General features: G+C 68.6%; 7 protein-coding genes. 4 read left to right on the forward strand and 3 right to left on the reverse strand.

Going from position 1 to position 23,396, the window contains the following annotated elements; translation table 11 throughout:
- Positions 1-67 precede the first annotated feature (67 nt).
- Positions 68-16,474, forward strand: a complete 16,407-nt coding sequence (locus tag G6N37_RS25870; protein ID WP_443677494.1) for an amino acid adenylation domain-containing protein — start codon at positions 68-70, stop codon at positions 16,472-16,474.
- Here G6N37_RS25870 and G6N37_RS18160 read toward each other — a convergent pair.
- Positions 16,471-17,436: a class I SAM-dependent methyltransferase gene (locus G6N37_RS18160; RefSeq protein ID WP_163682494.1), complete on the reverse strand. Its 966-nt coding sequence runs from the start codon at positions 17,434-17,436 to the stop codon at positions 16,471-16,473. The two genes, G6N37_RS25870 and G6N37_RS18160, sit on opposite strands and share 4 nt — an antisense overlap.
- A 131-nt stretch (positions 17,437-17,567) precedes the next feature.
- On the opposite strand from G6N37_RS18160, the gene G6N37_RS18165 reads away from it, so the two are divergent.
- Positions 17,568-18,344 carry a methyltransferase domain-containing protein gene (locus tag G6N37_RS18165; protein ID WP_163685198.1) on the forward strand — a complete coding sequence of 259 codons (777 nt, stop codon included), beginning with the start codon at positions 17,568-17,570 and terminating at the stop codon, positions 18,342-18,344.
- Here the strand turns inward: G6N37_RS18165 and G6N37_RS18170 are convergent.
- The gene (locus tag G6N37_RS18170) at positions 18,341-18,778 is read right to left on the reverse strand and encodes an SRPBCC family protein (protein WP_163682497.1); all 438 of its coding nucleotides are present in this window, start codon (positions 18,776-18,778) and stop codon (positions 18,341-18,343) included. The two genes, G6N37_RS18165 and G6N37_RS18170, sit on opposite strands and share 4 nt — an antisense overlap.
- A 66-nt stretch (positions 18,779-18,844) precedes the next feature.
- On the opposite strand from G6N37_RS18170, the gene G6N37_RS18175 reads away from it, so the two are divergent.
- Together G6N37_RS18175 and G6N37_RS18180 are read left to right on the forward strand one after the other, a co-directional pair.
- On the forward strand, positions 18,845-20,248 hold the full coding sequence (locus tag G6N37_RS18175; protein WP_179961858.1) for an FAD-binding oxidoreductase: 1,404 nt from the start codon (positions 18,845-18,847) through the stop codon (positions 20,246-20,248).
- Positions 20,245-21,555: a class I SAM-dependent methyltransferase gene (locus G6N37_RS18180; RefSeq protein ID WP_197745708.1), complete on the forward strand. Its 1,311-nt coding sequence runs from the start codon at positions 20,245-20,247 to the stop codon at positions 21,553-21,555. The genes G6N37_RS18175 and G6N37_RS18180 overlap by 4 nt, the downstream gene beginning before the upstream one ends.
- On the opposite strand, the gene G6N37_RS18185 is transcribed toward G6N37_RS18180, so the two are convergent.
- Positions 21,552-23,375 (reverse strand): DNA polymerase III subunits gamma/tau, encoded by a 1,824-nt coding sequence (locus tag G6N37_RS18185; protein ID WP_163682501.1) that lies wholly within the window; start codon positions 23,373-23,375, stop codon positions 21,552-21,554. The two genes, G6N37_RS18180 and G6N37_RS18185, sit on opposite strands and share 4 nt — an antisense overlap.
- Between the last annotated feature and the right edge of the window lie 21 nt (positions 23,376-23,396).

The raw sequence follows: 23,396 nt of genomic DNA on the forward strand, positions 1-23,396 counted from the left end.
GGTGCTGTTCTCCGCCCAGGTGGAACGCGACCCCGAGGCGGTGGCGGTGACCTTCGAGGGCCGCTCGATGACCTACGGCGAGCTCGACGAGGCGTCGAACCGGTTGGCGCACCTACTTGTTGGATACGGTGCCGGCCCGGGCACGTGCGTGGCGCTGCTGTTCTCCCGGTCGGCCGAGGCGATCGCGGCGATCCTGGCCGTGCTCAAGACCGGGGCGGCGTACCTGCCGATCGACCCGGCGGTGCCGGCGACCCGCATAGAATTCATGGTTACCGACGCCGCACCGATTGCCGCGGTCACCACCGCCGCGCAGGCCGGCCGGCTGCACGGGCACGGCCTGACCGTCATCGACATCGACGACCCGCGCATCGCCACCCAGCCCGGTACCGCACTACCGGCCCCGGCCCCCGACGGCATCGCCCACATCATCTACACCTCGGGCACCACCGGCGTCCCCAAAGGCGTTGCGGTTAGCCATCACAACGTCACCCGGCTGTTCGACTCACTCGACGTCGGGCTGGAACTCACCCCGGCGCAGGTGTGGAGCCAGTGCCATTCCTACGCGTTCGACTTCTCCGTGTGGGAGATCTGGGGCGCCCTGCTGTTCGGCGGGCGGCTGGTCGTGGTGCCCGAGGCGGTAGCCGGCTCGCCGCCCGACCTGCACGCCCTGCTCGTCGCCGAACACGTCACCGTGTTGAGCCAAACCCCCTCAGCGGCAGCCGCACTCTCCCCCGAGGGATTGGAATCGGTGGCGCTGATGGCCGCCGGTGAGGCCTGCCCCGCCGACCTGGTCGACCGCTGGGCGCCCGGGCGCGTGATGATCAACGGCTACGGCCCGACCGAGACCACGGTCTACGCCACCATCAGCGCCCCACTGACCCCCGGTTCGGCGGTGGTGCCCATCGGGACACCCGTGCCGGGGGCGGCGCTGTTCGTCCTCGACGAGTCGCTGCACCCGGTGCCGCCCGGGGCGGTCGGTGAACTCTACGTGGCCGGTCACGGCGTCGGAGTGGGGTATGTGCGCCGGGCCGGGTTGACCGCGTCACGGTTTGTCGCCTGCCCCTTCGGCGGAGCAGGAGCGCGCATGTATCGCACCGGGGATCTGGTGCGCTGGGGCCGCGACGGCCAACTGGACTACCTGGGGCGCGCCGACCAACAGGTCAAAATCCGCGGCTACCGCATCGAACTCGGCGAGATCCAAGCGGCCCTGACCGCACTCGACGGCGTCGACCGCGCCGCCGTCATCGCCCGCGAAGACCGCCCCGGCGACAAACGGCTGGTCGGCTACATCACCGGCACCGCCGACCCGACCACCGCGCGTGCCGCGCTGGCCGAGCGGCTGCCCGGCTACATGGTGCCCGCCGCGATCGTGAGGCTGCAGACGCTGCCCGTCACGGTCAACGGGAAACTCGACACCCGCGCCCTGCCGGCGCCGGAATACCAGGATGCCGACCGCTACCGCGCCCCCACCAACGCCATCGAAGAGATCCTGGCCGGCATCTACGCCCAAGTCCTCGGACTCGACCGGGTCGGCGTCGATGACTCGTTCTTCGACCTGGGCGGGAATTCGGTGTCCGCGATGCGCCTCGTCGGCGCGCTCAACACCGCCCTGGACGCCGACCTCGACATGCACGCCCTGTTCGACTTCCCCACGATTGCCCAATTGACGCCCCGTATCAGCAGGGAGGGTGGTCGGCGTAAGCCGTTGGTGGCCGTCGAGCGGCCCGCGGTGGTGCCGTTGTCGTTTGCCCAGAATCGGTTGTGGTTCCTCGACCAATTGCAAGGGCCCTCAGCGGTTTACAACATGGCGGTGGTCTTGCGGTTGCGCGGGCACCTCGATGTCGACGCGCTGGGCGCGGGGCTGGTCGACGTGGTGGCGCGCCACGAGAGCCTGCGCACACTGATCGCCGCACCCGACGGCATACCCCGGCAGCAGGTGGTGTCCGCCGAGCCGACCGATTTCGGTTGGGAACTCATCGACGCCGCCGCCTGGTCGCCGGGCCGGCTGAGTGCGGCCATCGAGGAGGCGGCGGGTCACACCTTTGACCTGGCAACCCAAATCCCTTTGCGGGCAAAGCTTTTCCGTGTCGGCGATGATGAGCACGTGTTGGTGGGCGTGGTGCACCATATCGCCGCCGACGGCTGGTCGATCACCCCTCTGATGCGTGACCTGGGCATGGCGTATGCCAGCCGAAGCGCGGGGCGGTCCCCAGCGTGGGCCGAATTGCCGGTGCAATACGTCGATTACACGTTGTGGCAACGCGAACAGTTTGGTGATCTGGACGACGACCACAGCCCCATCGCCGGCCAACTCGCCTACTGGCAGGATGCCCTGGCCGGCATGCCCGAATGCCTGCACTTGCCAACCGATCGGCCTTATCCGCCGGTGGCCGATCAGCGCGGCGCCAAGGCAGCCGTGGACTGGCCGGCGGCGCTCCAGCAACGAGTGCGCGAGCTCGCCGTCGAGCACAACGCGACCAGCTTCATGGTGGTGCAGACCGCCCTGGCGGTGCTGCTGTCGCGGCTCAGCGCGAGTTCCGATGTGGCGGTGGGGTTTCCGATCGCCGGGCGTGGTGATCCCGCGCTCGACGAGCTGGTCGGGTTCTTCGTCAACACCCTGGTGTTGCGGGTCGATCTGACCGGAGATCCCAGCTTCGCCGAGCTGCTGGCCCAGGTGCGCCGGCGTAGCCTGGCCGCCTACGATCGTCAGGACGTGCCCTTCGAGGTGCTGGTCGAGCGCCTCAACCCCGCCCGATCCCTGGCCCATCACCCGCTGATCCAGGTGATGTTGTCCTGGCAGAACCTTCCCGGGCACGAAAACCACGACCCCGCCGCCGGATTGGCGCTGGGCGATCTGCAGGTCACCCAGATGCCGGTGGACAGCCACACCGCCCGGATGGATCTGTCGTTCTCCCTGGCCGAACGCTTCACCGAGGCCGGTGCGGCCGCCGGGATCGGCGGGGCGGTGGAATTCCGCACCGACGTGTTCGACACCGCAACCGTCGACGCCTTCATCGAGCGGTTCGAACGCGTCCTGGGGGCGATGACCGCCGACCCGGACCAGCGGTTGTCGTCGGTGGACGTGCTGGATGCCGGTGAACATGCCCGGCTGGATGAGGTCGGCAACCGGGCGGTGTTGACCGGGCCCGCACCAGCGCCCGTGTCGGTTCCGGAGTTGTTCGCCGACCACGTGGCCCGCTCGCCGCAGGCGGTCGCGATCCGCTGCGGCGGCCGCTCACTGACCTACCGCGAACTCGACGAGGCCGCGAACCGGCTGGGGCACCTGCTGGCCGCCGATGGTGTGCGGCCGGGCTCGTGTGTGGCGCTGTTGTTGGAGCGGTCCGCGGAGGCGGTCGCGGCGATGCTGGCGGTACTCAAGTCCGGGGCGGCCTATCTCGCGATCGACCCCGCGCTGCCCGATACCCGGATCGAGTTCATGATCACCGATGCCGCGCCGACCGCCGCTGTCACGACGGCGGGGCTGCGGTCGCGACTGGACGGGTATGACCTACTGGTCATCGATGTCGACGATCCCGCTGTCGACGGCCAGCCCAATACCGCATTGCCGGCGCCCGCCCCGGACGACATCGCCTACCTGATCTACACCTCGGGCACTACCGGCGTCCCCAAGGGCGTGGCCATCAGCCACCGCAACCTGACCCACTTGGCTCAGTCAGCGCCCCCAGGCCTGCCCGGTGCCCAGGTGTGGACCCAATGCCACTCCTATGCCTTCGACTTCTCGGTGTGGGAGATCTGGGCTGCGCTGCTCGGCGGAGGGCGCCTGGTGGTGGTACCCGAGGATTTGACGGCCTCGCCAGAGGACTTCCACGCCTTGTTGGTCGGCGAACAGGTCAACGTGCTCACCCAGACCCCGTCCGCGGTGGCCGCACTCTCGCCGCAGGGGTTGGATTCGGTGGCGTTGCTGCTCGGCGGTGAGGCCGTCGCCGCCGAGGTGGTGGATCGGTGGGCACCCGGACGGGTGGTGATCAACGCCTACGGCCCGACCGAGGCGACGGTGTACGCGTCGATGAGCGCGCCTTTACCGGCGGGGTCGGGTGCGGCGCCGATCGGGGCGCCGGTGCCGACCGCGGCCTTGTTCGTCCTCGACGAGTGGCTGCGCCCCCTGCCGGCCGGGGTGGTCGGCGAGTTGTATGTGGCCGGCCGCGGCGTGGGGGTCGGGTATGTGCGACGGCCGGGGTTGACCGCGGCACGGTTCGTCCCCTGTCCCTTCGGCGGACCCGGGACGCGGATGTATCGCACCGGCGATCTGGTGCGGTGGGGTCCCGATGGACAGCTGCGCTACCTCGGACGCGCCGACGATCAGGTCAAAATCCGCGGGTACCGCATCGAACTCGGTGAGATCCAGGCCGCACTGGCCGGGCTGGACGGTGTGGACCAGGCGGTGGTGATCGCCCGCGAGGACCGTCCCGGCGACAAACGCCTGGTCGGCTACATCACCGGAACGGCACGCCCGGCCGAGGCGCGCGCCCTGCTGGCTGAGCGGCTCCCCGCCTATATGGTTCCCGCCGCGGTGGTGGCTGTCGGCGCGTTGCCGTTGACGGTCAACAACAAGCTCGACACTCGCGCCCTGCCGGCACCGGAGTACCGCGATGGCGATCGCTACCGCGCACCGACCAACGCGGTCGAGGAGGTTCTGGCCGGCATCTACGCCCAGGTGCTGGGGCTGGAGCGGGTCGGGGTCGACGACTCGTTCTTCGACCTGGGCGGGGACAGCATCTTGTCGATGCAGGTGGTGGCCCAGGCCCGGGCGGCAGGCCTGACGTGTCGGCCGCGCGACATCTTCGTCGAGCAGACGGTGGCCCGCCTGGCCCGAGTGGCCGTGGCGGCCGGCGGTGCAGCCGTCCCGGTCGATGAGGGTGTCGGGCCGGTGCCGGCAACCCCGATCATGAGCTGGCTGCGCACCGTGGACGGCCCGACCGACCAGTTCAACCAAACGATGGTCGTGCAAGCACCGGCCGGGGTCTCCGGGGTCGACGTGGCGATCGTTCTTCAGGCGCTGCTGGACCGGCACGCCATGCTGCGGCTACGCGCCGACACCGATGACGCCGGAGGGTGGTCACTCCAGGTTCCCGAGCCGGGTTCGGTCGACTCCGGTGCTTACCTGCACACCGTCGACGTGCTCTCGGACGAGGCGCTGTCGGAGGCCCGGTCACGGTTGAACCCGGCCGCCGGGGTGATGGTGCGCGCGGTATGGGCGACCGCCACCGGCCAGCTGGCGCTGATCATTCACCACCTGGCCATCGACGCGGTGTCCTGGCGAATCCTGTTGGAGGACTTGAATATCGCGTGGGCCCAGCATCACAGCGGTCAACCGATTGCGCTGCCGGCGGCCGGGACCTCATTCGCCCGCTGGGCGGCACTCCTCAATGAGCACGCCCACACCCCCGCGGTCGTCGACCAGGCCGACACCTGGCGAAAGGTGCTGGCGACCCCGGCCGCGTTACCGCCGGTACAACCCGAACGTGATACCTATGCCAGCGCCGGGCACCTGACGGCAGCACTGGATGTCGAGACGACCCGCCTGCTGCTCGGTGAGGTGCCCGCGGCGTTTCACACCGGGATCACCGACATCCTGTTGATCGCATTCGGGATGGCGTGGGCCGAATACGTGGGCGCACTCAGCGGCGCGCCCGTCGGCATCGACGTTGAGGGCCATGGGCGCCACGACGACCTGTTCCCCGGCGTGGACTTGTCGCGCACCGTGGGCTGGTTCACCACCAAATACCCGGTTTCGCTGGCGGTCGGTGGACTGCGCTGGACCCAGGTCGTGGCCGGCGAAGCGGCGTTGGGTGCGGTGATCAAAGGCGGCAAAGAACAACTCCGCGCCCTGCCCGACGGCCTGACCTACGGGCTGCTGCGCTACCTCAACACCGACGTCGACCTGGCCGGTCCGGACCCGACGATCGGATTCAACTATCTGGGCCGGATGGGCGCGGCCGCCGCCGACCTCCCTGACGAGCTGTGGCGGGTCAGCCAGGACGGCCTGTCGGTCGCCGCCGCGACCGCCGTGCCGATGCCACTGGGACACACCGTGGAACTCAACGCCGTCGCCCTGGAAAACGAGACGGACACCGATGCCGGCCCGCACCTGCACGCCACCTGGACGTGGGCCTCGTCAGCACTGGACCACCACCAGATCAGCCGACTCAGCCAGCTGTGGTTCGAGGCCCTGGCCGGAATCTGCGCGCATGTCCGTCGCGGGGGCGGCGGGCTGACCCCCTCCGATATCGTCCCCGCCCGGCTCAGCCAACCTCAGATCGACGCGCTGCAACAGCAGTACCGGATCGCCGATATCTTGCCGCTAACCCCCCTGCAGGCCGGACTGCACTTTCACGCCGGCACCACCGGCAGCAACGACGACCTGTACGCGATGCAGCTGGACATCACCGTCACCGGCCCGCTCGATCCGCATCGCCTGCACGATGCCGTACGCACGGTGATCAACCGCCATCCCAACCTGGCCGCCCGGTTCTGCGGAGAATTCGACCAGCCGGTCCAGATCATCCCGGCCGAACCCACGGCGGCGTGGCAGTACTTCGAACTGGACTCCGAGGAACAGGTCCAGCAGGTGTGCGCCGCCGAGCGCGCCGCGGTCTGCGACCTCACCGAGCCGCCGGCCTTTCGGGTGGCGTTGATCCGCACCGCCGACGGGCGGCACCGGGTCGTGCTGACCAACCACCACATCGTGCTCGATGGCTGGTCGCTGCCGATCCTGCTGGGGGAAATCTTCGCCGGCTACTACGGACAGCGGCTACCCGCGGCCACGCCGTATCGCCGGTTCGTCGGTTGGCTGGCCGATCGAGACCTCGAGGCCGCCCACGCCGCCTGGCGCGATGTGCTGGCCGGCTTCGACGCCCCCACCCTGGTGGCCCCGCCGAATCGGTCAGGGCTCGGGCGGCGCGGCGTGACCTCGTCTCGGGTGCCCGAACAGACCACCCGGGCGCTGGTCGAGTTGGCGCGCTCGTGCCACACCACCGTCAACACCGTGTTGCAGGCCGCGTGGGCGCAGCTGCTGATGGGGCTGACAGGTCAGCATGACGTCGCCTTCGGCACCGCGGTCTCGGGCCGGCCGACTGAGCTGCCCGGCGCGGAAACGATGGTCGGTCTGTTGATCAACACGGTGCCGGTGCGCGCGAGGATCAACCCGGCCACCACCACCGCCGGGCTGCTCGACGAACTACGCAACGACCACAACCACACACTGGAACACCAACACCTGGCGCTCACCGAGATCCACCGCGCCACCGGCCACGACCAACTCTTCGACACCCTGTTCGTCTACGAGAACTACCCCATCGACACCGCGGCGTCGTTGGACGTCCGCGAGCTGGCCATCACCGACATCGCCACCCGTGAATCCACCCACTACCCGCTGACACTGCAGGCGATGCCGGGCGACGAGTTGGGCCTTCGCCTCGAATTCGACACCGACGTCTTCGACCTGGCCGGCATCGAGGCGCTGGCCGCGCGGTTGCAGCGCGTCCTGGCGAGCATGTCCGCCGATCCAACGGCGCGGCTTGCGTCGATGGATGTGCTCGATGCCGACGAACACGCCCGCCTCGATGAGTTCGGCAATCGCGCGGTGTTGGCCCAGCCCGCGACGCCGGTGTCGATTCCAGGGTTGTTCGCCGCACAGGTGGCGCGCACACCCGGGGCGGCGGCGGTGACCTTCGACGGCCGCTCAATGACGTACCGCGAGGTTGATCGGGCCTCGAATCGCCTGGCGCACCTGCTGATCGGACATGGCGTGGGCCGCGGCCAGTGTGCGGCGCTGCTGTTCGATCGGTGCGCCGACGCGATTGTCGCGATCCTGGCAACGCTCAAGGCCGGGGCCGCGTACTTGCCGATCGACCCGGCGCACCCGCCGGCCCGGATCGACTTCATGATGGCCGACGCCGCGCCGATCGCCGCGATTGCCGCCACCGGGCTGGCCGACCGGCTGCGCGGGTACGGCGTGCCGGTCATCGCCACCAACGACCCCGCTGTGAAGGCCTACCCGAGCACAGGCCTCCCGGCGCCGGACCCCGACGACGTCGCCCACATCATCTACACCTCGGGCACCACGGGAGTCCCCAAGGGCGTCGCCGTCACCCACCACAACGTCACCCGGCTGTTCGACTCACTCGACGCCGGCCTGACGCCGGCGCCGGAACAGGTGTGGACTCAGTGCCACTCCTATGCCTTCGACTACTCGGTCTGGGAGATCTGGGGCGCGTTGCTGCACGGCGGGCGCCTGGTCGTGGTGCCCGAGTCGGTGGCGGCATCACCGGATGACCTGCACGCCTTACTCGTCGCCGAGAAGGTCAGCGTCTTGAGTCAAACCCCGTCGGCGGTGGCCACGCTCTCACCCGAGGGTCTGGGATCGGCGGCGTTGATGATCGCCGCCGAGGCCTGCCCGGGCGAGGTGGTGGATCGCTGGGCGCCCGGGCGGGTGATGATCAACGGCTACGGCCCGACCGAGACCACGGTTTTTGCCACAATCAGCGCCCCGCTGGTGGCGGGGTCGGCGGTGGTGCCGATCGGTGCACCGGTGCCGGGGGCGGCGCTGTTCGTCCTGGACGGCTGGTTGCGCGCGGTGCCGGTCGGCGCGGTCGGGGAGTTGTATGTGGCCGGTCGCGGCGTCGGGTGCGGGTATCTGCGGCGGGCCGGGTTGACCGCGTCGCGGTTCGTGGCGTGTCCGTTCGGAGAGCCCGGAACACGCATGTATCGCACCGGGGACCTGGTGCGCTGGGGCGCCGATGGGCAGCTGCAGTATCTCGGGCGCGCCGATGAGCAGGTCAAGATCCGCGGATATCGCATCGAACTCGGTGAGATCCGGACGGCGCTGTCCGGACTGGACGGGGTGGAGCAGGCGGTGGTGATCGCCCGCGAAGACCGCCCCGCTGACAGGCGCTTGGTGGGCTACGTCACCGAGACGGTCACCGGGGCAGTGGACCCGGCAGCCGTCCGTTCGCAGCTCGCCGAGCGGTTACCGGGCTACCTGGTCCCCGCCGCGGTGATGGTGCTGCAGGAGCTGCCCCTGACGGTCAACGGCAAGCTCGACAGGCGCGCCCTGCCGGCACCCGAATACCATGCGGGTCTCTACCGCGCCCCCGCCGACGTGGTCGAGGAGGTCCTGGCCGGCGTCTACGCCCAGATCCTGGGGCTCGAGCGGGTCGGGGTCGACGAGTCGTTCTTCGACCTGGGCGGGGATTCGCTGTCGGCGATGCGCCTGGTCGCCGCGGTCAACAAAACCCTGGATACCAACCTTGCGGTGCGCACGATATTCGACGCGCCGTCGGTCAGAAGTCTGAGTCGGCTGTTGGGCAGGGATGGCAGGCTGCTGGAAGTGGCTCCCGCCGTGAGCCCGGCAACGGACCTGTGCTTCACGTCGGTGCATGGCGGCGAGACGGCCGAGGTGCACGCCCGCGACCTCACGCTGGACAAGTTCATCGACGCCCCGACGCTCTCGGCGGCGCCGGGCCTGCCCCGGGCCACCGGCCAGCCGCGGACGGTCCTGCTGACCGGGGCGACCGGCTTCCTCGGCCGTTACCTGGCCCTGCACTGGCTCGAATGCCTGGCACACGTCGACGGCACCCTGATCTGCCTGGTGCGCGCGCACTCCGACGAGGACGCGCGGCGCCGTCTGCACCAGACCTTCGACAGCGGCGACCCGGAGTTGTTGCGGCACTTCGAGGAACTGGCCGCCGATCATCTCGAGGTCGTCGCCGGCGACAAGGGCGAAGCCAACCTGGGCCTGGACCAGCAGACCTGGCAGCGGCTGGCCGAGACCGTCGATCTGATCGTCGATGCCGCCGCCCTGGTCAACGCCGTCCTGTCCTACCGTGAGTTGTTCGGGCCCAATGTGATGGGCACCGCCGAGCTGATCCGGTTCGCGCTCACCACCAAGATCAAGCCCTACTCCTACGTGTCGACTTCAGACGTCGGCCGCCAGGTCGAGCGGTCGCTGTTCACCGAGGATGCCGACATCCGGGTCATCAGCCCCACCCGCACCATCGACGGAAGTCTGGCCAACGGCTACGGCAACAGCAAGTGGGCCGGCGAGGTGCTGCTGCGCGAGGCCCACGACCTGTGCGGGCTGCCGGTGGCGGTGTTCCGCTCCGGCATGATCCTGGCCGACACCACCTATGCGGGCCAGCTCAACGTGCCGGACACCGTCACCCGCATGGTGCTGAGCGTCCTGGCCACCGGCGTCGCGCCCTCCTCGTTCTTCCAGCTCGACGCCGAGGGCAACCGGCAGCGCGCGCACTTCGACGGGCTGCCGGTGGGTTTCGTCGCCGAGGCGATCGCCACGCTGGGCGCCCGGGTGGCCGACGGGTTTCAGACCTACCACGTGATGAACCCGCACGACGACGGCATCGGGCCCGATGAGTTCGTCGACTGGCTGATCGAGGCGGGCTACCCCATCGAGCGCATCGGCGACTTCGCGGAGTGGTTGCAGCGGTTCGAGGCCGGCCTGCGTGCCCTGCCGGATCGACAGCGCCGGCACTCGGTGCTGCAGATGTTGCTGTTGCGCAACGCTATTCAGCTGCAACCCCCCGAGCCCAGCCGCGGGTCCTACGCGCCGACCGACCGATTCCGCGCCGCGGTGCAAGAAGCGAAAATCGGCCCCGACAAGGACATCCCGGACATCCCGCACGTCTCGGCGCCGATCATCATCAAGTACGCCACCGACCTGCACCTGCTCGGCCTGCTGGGTGCGGAAGGGGCCGGGGCCGACGACTCGCGCGGAGATGGGGGTCGGCGTAAGCCGTTGGTGGCCGGTCCACGGCCGGCAGTGGTCCCGCTGTCGTTCGCCCAAAGCCGGTTGTGGTTCCTCAACCGGTTCGAGGGTGGGGTTGCGACGTACAACATGCCGATCGCTTTTCGGATGAGCGGGCTCCTGGATGTTGCGGCGCTGCAATCGGCGCTCGACGATGTCGTCGCCCGCCACGAATCGCTGCGGACCATATTCCCCGACATCGACGGCGTGCCGTTCCAGCAGGTGATGCCGGCCAAGCCGGGCATGTGGCAGGGCGGGGACCCGGCGGTGACGTCTTTGCCGGAGCAGGATGTCGCCGGCAGGGTGATTGCGCTGGCTGGGTACCGGTTCGATTTGTCGGCAGAGATCCCGATCCGTGCGCAGATCTATTCGGTCGGTCCCGAGCAGCACGTGGTGGCAATTGTGTTGCACCACATAGCTTTTGATGGATGGTCGTTGGCCCCCATGGTCAGGGACATCGCCGAGGCGTACCGGGCACGGGCGCGGGGGGAGGCGCCGCGGTGGGTGCCGTTACCGGTGCAGTATGCGGATTACACGCTTTGGCAATTGGATCTGTTGGGCGCGGAGTCTGATCCGGACAGCATCATCGCGGGCCAGTTGCGGTACTGGCGGCAGGAATTGGCCGATCTGCCGGTAGTGGTGTCGCTGCCGACGGATCGGCCCCGCTCGCCGGAGCCCAGTTTCCGCAGCGATGCGATCGACGTGCCCGTCGACCCGCAAATGTGGGCAGGCGTCAAACGCGTTGCAGCAGAGCATAATACGACCGCATCGATGGTACTGCAGGCGGTGGTCGCGGTGTTGTTGCACCGAGTCGGCGTCGGCGAGGACGTGGTGATGGGCACGCCGATCGCCGGACGGTTGGATCAGGCGCTCGACGATCTGGTCGGGTTCTTCGTCAACACCTGGGTGCTGCGGGTGGGGATCACTTCTGCGCACCGGTTCAGCGATGTGCTCGGGCAGGTGCGCGATAAGGCGCTTGATGCCTACAGCAATCAGGATGTTCCGTTCGAGCGGCTGGTCGAGCAGCTCAACCCAGTGCGCTCCACGGCACACCATCCGCTGTTTCAGGTGTTCATGGCCTTCCAGAACAATGTGCGCCCCGAGGTGTTGTCGTTCGACGAGCTCAGCGTCGAGCCGCTGACGGCGGCGACCGGCACCGCCAAGTTCGACCTGGAATTCGAGTTCAGCGAAGTGCCGACCGACGATCCGGCCGGGCCGATGGCCTCCGGGGTGGTGACTTACGCCACCGATCTCTTCGACCGGGCCACCGTCGAGCGGTTGGTCACCTGGTTTGGACGGCTGATCGAGGCGGTGGTGGCGAACGCGTCGGTGGTGGTGGGAGACGTCCCGCTGCTCGATCGCGGTGAGCGGGACTTGGTGCTGTCGCAGTGGTCTGGCACTGGCGTGGAAGTGCCCGTGGCGGTGGCGCCACAGTTGTTGGCTGCGGCGACGGCGGCCCGCCCCGACTCGGTGGCGGTGGTGGACGGCACCCGGGAGGTGTCGTACCGCGAGCTCGATGAGTGGTCGACGCGGTTGGCGCGGGTACTGATCGACGCGGGGGTGGGTCCTGAGCATGCCGTGGGCGTCGCAATGGATCGGTGTCTGGAGTTGGTGGTGGCCTGGTGGGCGGTGGTCAAGGCCGGCGGGACCTATGTGCCGGTGGATCCGGCCTATCCGGTCGAACGGATCGCCACGATGCTGGACACGGTCGATGCGGGGTTGGTGTTGACGTGTGGTGCCGACACCGTGGCCGGGGCCGGGCCGCGCCCGGTGCTGCGCATCGACGGTATGGACCTGTGCGGGCGCTCCGCGGATGCAATAACCGACGCCGACCGGCTGGCGCCGTTGGGGGTGGACAACACCGCCTACGTGATGTTCACGTCGGGGTCCACCGGTTCACCCAAAGGGGTCGCGGTCAGCCACGCCGGTCTGCGCGCGGCGGCGCTGGGCGAGGGGGTCGGGCTGGGTGCGGATTCGCGGCTGTTGATGGTGGCGTCGCCGACCTTCGATGTGTCGGTCGGCGAGTTGTTGTCGGCGGTCAGGTCGGGGGCGGCGCTGGTGGTGGCGGGCAGGCAAGCGTACGCCGGGGAGGCGTTGACGACGTTGCTGCGGCGCCAGCACGTGAATGCGGCGGTATTCACCCCGACGGTGCTGTCGTCGCTGGATCCGGCCCGGCTGAACGGGGTGGACACGCTGATCACCATCGGGGAGGCCCTCCCGGCAGAGTTGGCGGCAACCTGGGCGTCGGGCCGGCAGATGTTCAACACCTACGGCCCCACCGAGACCACCATCTGGGTCACCTGCACTGCGCCGCTGTCGGCGGGGCAGCCGGTGGGCATCGGCGCCCCGCTGCCCGGAGCGTGCGCGCTGGTTCTCGATGCCCGGCTGAACCCGGTGCCCAGGGGAGTGGTCGGCGAGTTGTATGTGAGCGGGCCGGTCCTGGCTCACGGCTATGTGGGCCGGGTGGACCTGACCGCCGAACGGTTCGTCGCAAATCCCTATGGGGCGGCCGGCGCGCGGATGTACCGCACCGGTGACCTGGTGCGCTGGGCCCCGGATGGAACACTGGAATACCTGGGCCGCGCCGACACCCAGATCAAATTGCGCGGACAGCGCATCGAACTGGGCGAAATCGAAAACACCCTGCTGTCGTGCCCGCAGGTCACCCAGGCAGCCGCAACCGTGCACCACGCCAAGACCGGCGCCCAACTCGTCGCCTACGTCACCCTCGAGCACACCGCCAGCGCCGACCACGACGCCGAAAGCGTCGAAGAATGGCAACACGTCTGGAACGAGCTGTACGCCGCCCCAGTCGCGGAATCGGCGTTCGGCATGGACTTTCGGAGCTGGAACAGCAGCTACACCGGTGATCCGATCCCCCTCGAGGAGATGGTGGAGTGGCGCTCGGCAACGGTGGATCGGATCATCGCCCTGCAACCGCGAAGAGTGTTGGAGATCGGCGCGGGCTCGGGGTTGGTGCTGTCGCAGATCGCCCCGCAGTGTGAGCGTTACGTCGCCACCGACATGTCGGCGGCGGCCATCGACCACCTGGCCCGCTCGCTGGAGCGGTTGCAGACCCCGTGGCGTGACCGGGTCCAGCTGCTGACCCGACCGGCCCATGTGGTCGAGGGGCTGCCGCCCGGCTACTTCGACACCATCATTCTCAACTCGGTCATCCAGTACTTCCCCAATCGGCAATACCTGGCCGACCTCATCGACTACGCCGTGGAACTGCTGGCCCCCGGCGGGGCACTGTTCATCGGCGACGTCCGCAACCACACTCTGCAAGGCGCCTTCCAAACCGCGGTCGCGCTGGCCCGCACCGACACCACGGACACCGCCGAGATCCGCCAACGGGTTCAGAGGGCCATGCTCAGCGAATCCGAATTGCTCTTAGCCCCGGAGTTTTTCACCACGTGGGCCGCCGACCACCCGTCAGTGGCCGGGCTCGACATCCAAGTCAAACGCGGATCTGCCGACAACGAACTCAACCGGTACCGCTACGACGTGGTCGTCCATAAAGCCCCGACGTGGGTACGCTCGCTCGCGAAAGTGCCCACCTGGACGTGGGCCCAGTGCGCAGGACTGGACGGGTTGCGCAGCCAGTTGATGACGCACCGTCCCGCCACGGTCCGCATCGCCGAGATTCCCCACACCGGAGTGATCACCGACGTCCGCGTCGAAGAGGCACTCGCGGCCGGGTTACCGCTGGCCGACGCGCTCGCCCAAGCCACTGCGACCCCCGATACCGCCACTGCGGAACAATTGCACCGCGCCGGCGAAGCCGCCGGATATCACGTCGCGGTGACCTGGGGCACCAACCCCGGCACCCTCGACGCCGTCTTCATCGGCCCCGAACCGCACCGCGAGCACACCCCACCGCTGACCGACCTCTACCTGCCCGACACGTGGGCCCGCCGAAGCACCCCACACGCCAATGAACCCCGCACCAACGCCAAGCTCAGCGCGGTGCGCCAGCGGTTGAGCGCGCAGTTACCGGAATACATGGTGCCGTCCCAGCTAGTCGTTCTTGAGCAGTTCCCGTTGACCTCCTCGGGCAAGATCGACCGAAAGGCGCTGCCGGCGCCGGTGTTTGCCGCCACACCCTTCCAGGCGCCGCAGACCCCCACCGAGAAGATCGTGGCGGGCGTCTACGCCCAGGTCCTGGGCCTCGAGCGGGTCGGGGTCGACGAGTCGTTCTTCGACCTGGGCGGGGATTCGCTGTCGGCGATGCGCCTGATCGACTCGATCAACAAAGCCCTTGATTCCCATCTTGCGGTGCGCACAGTGTTCGACGCCCCGTCCGTCAGAAGCCTCAGCGAGCAATTGGACCGACATGAGAGCCCGGCCGTCGATGTGCTCTTTGCGTCGGTGCACGGCGGCGACACCACCGAGGTGCACGCCGGCGATCTGACGCTGGACAAGTTCATCGACGCCCCGACGCTCTCGGTCGCCCCGACGCTTCCCAGGGCCGGCTCCCAGGCGCGGACGGTCCTGCTGACCGGGGCGACGGGTTTCCTCGGCCGTTACCTGGCCCTGCACTGGCTCGAACGCCTGGCACACGTCGACGGCACGCTGATCTGCCTGGTGCGCGCGCACTCCGACGAGGACGCGCGGCGCCGTCTGCACCAGACCTTCGACAGCGGCGACCCGGGGCTGTTGCTGCACTTCGAGGAACTCACCGATCATCTCGAGGTCGTCGCCGGCGACAAGGGCGAAGCCAACCTGGGCCTGGACCAGCAGACCTGGCAGCGGCTGGCCGAGACCGTCGATCTGATCGTCGATGCCGCCGCCCTGGTCAATACCGTCTTGCCCTACCGTGAGTTGTTCGGGCCCAACGTGATGGGCACCGCCGAGCTGATCCGGATCGCGCTCACCACCAAGATCAAGCCCTACACCTACGTGTCGACGAGCGCCGTGGGTCACCAGGTCGAGCGGTCGCTGTTCACCGAGGACGCCGACATCCGGGTCATCAGCCCCACCCGCACCATCGACAACAGCTACGGCAATGGATACCCCAACAGCAAGTGGGCCGGCGAGGTGCTGCTGCGCGAGGCCCACGACCTGTGCGGTATGCCGGTCTCGGTATTTCGTAGCGACGTGATCCTGGCCGACACCACCTACGCGGGCCAGCTCAACGTGCCGGACGTGTTCACGAGGACGGCGCTGAGCCTGCTGGCCACCGGCGTCGCGCCCGCCTCGTTCTTCCAGCTCGACGCCGAGGGCAATCGGCAGCGCGCGCACTTCGACGGGCTGCCGGTGGGTTTCGTCGCCGAGGCGATCGCCACGCTGGGCGCCCGGGTGGTCGACGGGTTCGAGACCTACCACGTGATGAACCCGCACGACGACGGCATCGGGCTCGATGAGTTCGTCGACTGGCTGATCGAGGCCGGTTACCCGATCCAGCGCATCGATGACTTCGGGGAGTGGTTGCAGCGGTTCGAGGCCGCCCTGCGTGCCCTGCCGGATCGACAGCGCCGGTACTCGGTCCTGGAGGTGTTGCAGTTCCTGTTGCACACTGCCGAGCAGTTGCAGCCCCCCGAGCCGACCCGCGCGTGCTACGCGCCGACCGACCGATTCCGTGCCGCGGTGCAAGAAGCGAAAATCGGCCCCGCCCAAGACATTCCGCACGTCTCGGCGCCGATCATCATCAAATACGCCACCGACCTGCAACTGCTCGGAATGCTCTAGCCCGTTTGCGGGACTCCGTTTGGGTCCGAAGGCTTCCGCGCCGACACGATCACATAGTCCGCGAAGCCGGTCGATCGTTCCCACAGCGATACGCCGCGGCACTGGGCGCGATCGTCATCCGTCACTTCCACGACCACTTCATCCATCTTTTTCTTTTCCTGAACGCGCTGCCACATGTATTTGGCCATCCCCGGGTACACGTCTTCCCGGATCGATTCCACGATGACATCGCCAAATCCCGCGGCAGCCAGGCGCCGGGGGTATTCCTCCCGGTCATAGTAATTGGCTTTGGGAATGTGACCGTACTTTCGGCCAAAGACGGCCGTCAGGCCGGATTTCTTGCCTGGATTCGGGAGCATGTCGGCGAGCGCAAGGGTTCCTCCCGGTTTGAGGACCCGAAATGCTTCGCGCATGAATTGATCTCGCGTGTCGAAGTGGAATGCGCATTCCAGGGCCAAGACTTTTTCGAACGATACGTCGGGAAACTCCATTGCGGTCGCGGAACCGAGTCGAATGTCGATTTGTTTCTCCAGCCCGCGCCTGGCGACGCGTTCTCGGCCCTTGTCGACGTGGACCGGTGTGATGTCGATGCCCGTGATGTGAGACACCTTGAAACGATCCAGAAGAACAAGATCCTGCTCCGCGAAACCGACGCCGACGTCGAGGACGCTATCGCTCGGCTCCAGCCCGGCCCGCGTTCCCAGGAGTTCGACCATCGCGGCACAAGCGTCGGGATAGGTGCGAGCGACTTTCCAGTAACCGAGGTTCAGCCACAGCGGCTTGGAGCTATCGGCGTACCCTTCATTCATAAAGTCGATGAGGTCGTCACCGATCATCGTGTAGTAAGCCGCGGCGTCTTTCTGTCGCATCAGGCCGATCGCCTGGATGACCCTCCGGAACGCCAAGGGGATCGAAAAGGCGATTCGGCGCATTTTCTTCCTTCGGGAAAACGGGTGGTTCATGGTAGCGCGTTTCCGTTGCCGTCGTCGTGGGGCAGCTACGCGGTTTTCACGCCGCACCCCGACCCGGTCGGCACTTCTGCGGCGAACGGGTTGGGCGCAAACGCGGTCGATCGGTGCGGCGATGGTCCATGATGGTCTACGTGGACAGCAGCGCCCACAGCATTGAGAGCATGCCCCGCGGCGGGCCGGGCGCCTCCTGGTTGGACCGTCGGTTGCAGACCGGCCGACTGGAATACCTTGACCGCGAGGACGTCGACGATCTCAAGCAAAAGGTCGTCCGCGCACTCGACCGCGCCGGACGGCGCCGGTTCTTGGGTGCCCACGAGAAGTTGGCCAAGATCGTGCTTGCCGAGGTGTCCGATGTCCCCTCTCCGAAGATCCTCGAGCTCGGGGCCGGCCTCGGCGGTCTGTCGAGCAAGCTGCTGGAGATGCACCCGACGGCATACGTGACGGTCACCGACATCGACCCCACGTTTGTGGCCGCCGTCGCCGCCGGCGACCTCGGCAGCCACCCACGGGCCACGGTGCGGGAGATGGATGCCACCGCCATCGACGCCCCGGACGGGCATTTCGACCTCGCGGTGTTTGCGATGTCGTTACATCATCTGCCGCCCGCCCTGGCGGCCCGAGTATTCGCCGAAGGGACCCGGGCCGCGAAAAAGTTGGTGATCATCGACCTCCGCAGGCCGCCGGCACCGATCCACTCGGTGGTGTTGGCGGCGACGTGGCCCTTCACGGGTCTGAGCCCGCTGGCACACGATGGTTTCATCAGCCAGCTACGCGCCTACAGCCCGTCGGCGCTGAGCGCGCTCGCCCATTTCGCCGACCCGGCGATTACCGTCGAATTCCCCGACCAACGGTTGGGCCCGACGGTGGCGGTTGCCAGCCGCGGTTCCAGCCCGGCCTAGCTTTCCAGCTCCCGCTTCAGGTTGGCCAGCACCTCGCCCTGAATCCTCTTCAGCCCCAACGGCGCAAAGGTCTTCTCGAAGAAACCCTTGACCCCGCCCGCACCGGTCCAGGTGGTCTTGACGGTGACGCTGGAGCCGGGCCCGGCGGGGGCCACCGTCCAGTTGATGACCATCGACGAGTTCGCGTCCTTCTCGATGACGGAGTGGCCGGCGACGTCGACGTCGACCTGCACGTCGCGGACGCGGGATTTGGTGGCCTGCAACCTCCATTTGGCGACGGTGCCCGCCCCCTGGCCGCCCTGCAGCACCTGGTAGTCGGAGTACTGGGGGGACAGAATCTTGGGGCGCACCTTCTGATAGTCCGCGACGGCGGCGAGGGTGGCGCCCGGCTCGGTATTGACCAAAATCGTGCTGGCAGCACTCACCTGTCCCAAGACAACTCCTGAAGCTATGCCGCCCGCGCGCGGGTGCACGGGCTGTGGTCGAAGACTAGGGTATATGTGGTGCCTGTCCCTGGATCTGCACTCTCGGCGCACACGTCGGGCGTGGACCGGTTGATGGCGAGCTATCGATCCATCCCCGCCACGTCCGCCGTTCGGCTCGCCAAGCCCACCTCAAACCTGTTTCGCGCGCGCACCAAACGCGACGCGCCGGGCCTGGACACGTCCGGGCTGACCGGAGTGCTGAGCGTCGATCCCGAATCCCGGACCGCCGACGTGGCCGGCATGTGCACCTACGAGGATCTGGTCGCCGCGACGTTGCCCTACGGCCTTTCCCCGCTCGTCGTCCCGCAACTGAAGACCATCACGCTCGGCGGTGCCGTCAGCGGCCTGGGTATCGAGTCGGCGTCGTTCCGCAACGGCCTGCCCCACGAATCGGTGCTCGAGATGGACATCCTCACCGGCGCCGGTGATTTGCTCACCGCGTCCCGCACCCAGCACCCCGACCTGTTCCGAGCCTTCCCGAATTCCTATGGCACGCTTGGATATTCAACCCGGCTGCGCATCGAGCTGGAGCCCGTGGCACCGTTCGTGGCGTTGCGGCACGTCCGGTTCCGCTCGTTACCCGCCCTGATCGCGGCGATGGAGCGCATCGTCGACACCGGCGGGCAGGGCGGCACCCCGGTGGACTATCTCGACGGGGTGGTGTTCAGCGCGGACGAAAGCTACCTGTGTGTGGGCCGGCGAACCACCACCCCGGGACCGGTCAGCGACTACACCGGCAAAGACATCTACTACCAGTCGATCCGGCACGACTCCGCGGGAGTGGAAGCCACCAAGGACGACCGGCTGACGATGCACGACTACTTCTGGCGCTGGGACACCGACTGGTTCTGGTGCTCGCGCGCCTTCGGCGCGCAGAACCCCCGGGTGCGGCGCTGGTGGCCGCGGCGCTACCGGCGCAGCAGCGTGTACTCGAAGCTCCTCGCCATGGACCAGCGCTTCGGCGTCGCGGACCGCATCGAGAAGCGCAGTATTCGTTCGCCTGGCCGCCCGCTGCGCGAGCGGGTGGTCCAGGACGTCGAGGTGCCGGTCGAACGGACCTGCGAGTTCCTGGACTGGTTTCTGGACAACGTGCCCATCACCCCGATCTGGCTGTGCCCCCTGCGGCTGCGCGATCGCGACGGCTGGCCGCTGTATCCGATGCGGCCGGACCACACCTACGTCAATGTCGGCTTCTGGTCGTCGGTGCCGGCGGGCGCCATCGAAGGTGGCACCAATCGGACCATCGAAGCGAAGGTGAGCGAGCTCGACGGGCACAAGTCGCTGTATTCCGACAGCTACTACACCCGCGAGGAATTCGACGCGTTGTACGGCGGCGAGGCCTACAACACGGTCAAGAAAACCTACGACCCCGATTCCCGTCTCCTCGACCTCTATGCAAAGGCGGTACAACGGCGATGACCACGACCAAAGAACCCCACCGCGCCGCGACCGGCAAACTGAGCATGGCCGAGATCCTGGAGATCTTCGCCGCGACCGGCCGCCACCCGCTGAAGTTCACCGCCTACGACGGCAGCACCGCCGGCAGCACGGATGCCGAACTGGGCCTGGACCTTCGGAGCCCGCGGGGCGCCACCTACCTGGCCACCGCTCCCGGCGAACTCGGTCTCGCCCGTGCCTACGTGGCGGGCGACCTGGACGTGTACGGCGTCCACCCCGGTGACCCGTATCGGCTGCTCAAAACGCTGACCGACCGGGTCCAGTTCAAGCGCCCGCCGGCGCGGGTGCTCGCCAACGTCGTGCGCTCGATGGGCCTGGAGCGGCTGGTGCCGGTCCCCCCGCCACCGCAGGAGACCCCGCCCCGGTGGCGACGCATCGCCGACGGGCTCATGCACACCAAGACGCGCGACGCCGAGGCGATCCACCACCACTACGACGTGTCCAACACCTTCTACGAATGGGTCCTCGGCCCGTCGATGACGTACACGTGCGCGGTTTATCCGGACGCCGACGCGACGCTGGAAGAGGCCCAGGAGAACAAGTACCGCCTGGTCTTCGAGAAACTGGGGCTGCGGCCGGGCGACCGGCTGCTCGACGTCGGTTGCGGCTGGGGCGGCATGGTGCGCTTCGCCGCGCGCCGCGGCGTCCGGGCGATCGGTGCCACCCTCTCGGGTGAGCAGGCGAAGTGGGCGCAGCGCGCGATCGAGCGCGACGGGCTCACGGACCTTGCCGAGGTCAGGCATTCGGACTACCGCGACATCGGCGAGTGCGGGTTCGACGCCGTGTCCTCGATCGGGTTGACCGAGCACATCGGCGTCAAGAACTACCCGGCCTACTTCGGGTTCCTGAAGTCCAGGCTGCGCACCGGCGGCCTCCTGCTCAACCACTGCATCACCCGCCACGACAACAAGTCGACCTCCTTCGCGGGCGGCTTCACCGACCGGTATGTCTTCCCGGACGGGGAGCTGACCGGCTCGGGCCGCATCATCACCGAGGTCCAGGACGTCGGGTTCGAGGTGCTGCACGAGGAGAACTTCCGGCATCACTACGCGATGACGCTGCGGGACTGGTGCCGCAACCTGGTCGAGCACTGGAACGAGGCGGTCGACGAGGTCGGGTTGGCGACCGCCAAGGTGTGGGGCCTGTACATGGCGGCCTCCCGGGTGGCCTTCGAGCAGAACAACCTGCAGCTGCACCATGTGCTGGCCGCCAACGCCGACGAGCGGGGCTGCGATCGCCTGCCGCTGCGGCCGTGGTGGACGCCCTAACCGTTATCGATCCGGCGCGCGCCCAGCTCGTTCTGTAGCAGCTCGAGCGCGACCTCCTCGGGGTCGCGGCGCGGCCCCGAGGATTCCGCGCGGCCGGCCTCGGCGAGCATGTGTTCCTCTTCGTCGCGCTGGGCCACGTCGGGCGCCGGCTCCTCGACCCGCGGGGTCACCGGGGCCGGCTCGACGGGTGCGCCGGCGCCCACCTCGCAGCGCACCCGCCAGTTGACGCCCAGCGCGTCTTTGAGCGCTTCGGCGATGACGTCGGCGTTGCGCTGTTCGCAGAGCCGCTTGGCCAGCGGCGCCGACGAATGCGTCAGCACCAGCGTGTTGTCCTCGAGCGCACGGACGGTGGCGCCCGCCAGCATCACCTCGGTGGTCCGGCTGCGCTGGCGCACCTTGTCGCGCACCGTCGGCCACATGGATCGCACCGCGGCGGCGTTGAGCTCGCCGGGCGCGGCGGCGGGTTCGGGGGCAGGCTCCGGCTCCGGGGGCGGCGGCGCGGGTTCGGGGACCGCCTCCGGCTTGGGGACGGGCGGAGCGGACCGGGGCGGTGCGGCCTCCGCGGGCGCGACCGCCTCCCTGCGGGGCCGCGCGGGCGCGGCCACCGCCGGCCGCGGCGGGTGCGCGGCGGCCGTCTCGGCCGCGGGAATGGACATGTCCAGCCGGGTCTCGATCCGCTCGACGCGCTGCAGCAGCGCCGACTCGGTGTCGCTGGCCGAGGGCAGCAGCAGCCGCGCGCACACGACTTCGAGCAGCAGCCTGGGGGCCGTCGCGCCGCGCATCTCGCCCAGCCCCGCCTGCACGACTTCGGCGTAGCGGGTCAAAGTGGCCGGCCCCAGGCGGGCCGCCTGGTCACGCATGCGGTCGAGCACGTCCTCCGGGGCGTCCACGACGCCGCGGCTGACCGCGTCCGGAACCGCTTGCAGGACGATCAGGTCGCGGAACCGCTCCAGCAGGTCGGTGGCGAAGCGCCGCGGGTCGTGGCCCGCGTCGATCACCGACTCCACCGCGCCGAACAACGCCGCCGCGTCCGACGCGGCGAGGGCGTCCACCGCGTCGTCGATCAGCGCGACGTCGGTGGCGCCCAGCAGGCCCAGCGCCCGCGGGTAGGTGACGTGGGGCCCCCCGGGACCAGTCTCAGAGCCCGCCAACAGCTGATCGAGCACCGACAGCGTGTCGCGCGGGGAGCCACCGCCGGCCCGGATCACCAGCGGGAACACCGCGTCGTCGACGGCGACGCCCTCCTGCTCGCAGATCCGACCGATCAACGCCCGCATGGTCTTCGGCGGCAGCAGCCGGAACGGGTAGTGGTGGGTGCGCGACCGGATCGTCGGCAGCACCTTCTCCGGTTCGGTGGTGGCGAAGATGAAGATGAGATGCTCGGGTGGCTCCTCCACGATCTTGAGCAGCGCGTTGAACCCGGCGGTGGTGACCATGTGCGCCTCGTCGATGATGAACACCCGATAGCGCGACTGGGCGGGCGCGTAGAACGCGCGGTCCCGCAGCTCGCGGGTGTCGTCCACGCCGCCGTGGCTGGCGGCGTCCAACTCCACCACGTCGATGCTGCCGGGGGCGTTCGGGGCCAGCGCCGTGCAGGATTCGCAGACCCCGCACGGGGTGGCCGTCGGCCCCTGGGCGCAGTTCAGCGACCGGGCCAGGATGCGCGCCGACGACGTCTTTCCGCAGCCACGCGGGCCGGAGAACAGGTAGGCGTGGTTGATCCGGCCGGCTTCCAGGGCGATCGACAGCGGTTCGGTGACGTGCTCCTGCCCCACCACCTCGGCGAAGGTTGCCGGTCGGTACTTGCGGTAGAGGGCCACGGTCAGCAGGCTACCGGCGCG

Source organism: Mycobacterium seoulense (genome assembly GCF_010731595.1).
Taxonomy (GTDB): Bacteria; Actinomycetota; Actinomycetes; order Mycobacteriales; family Mycobacteriaceae; genus Mycobacterium; species Mycobacterium seoulense.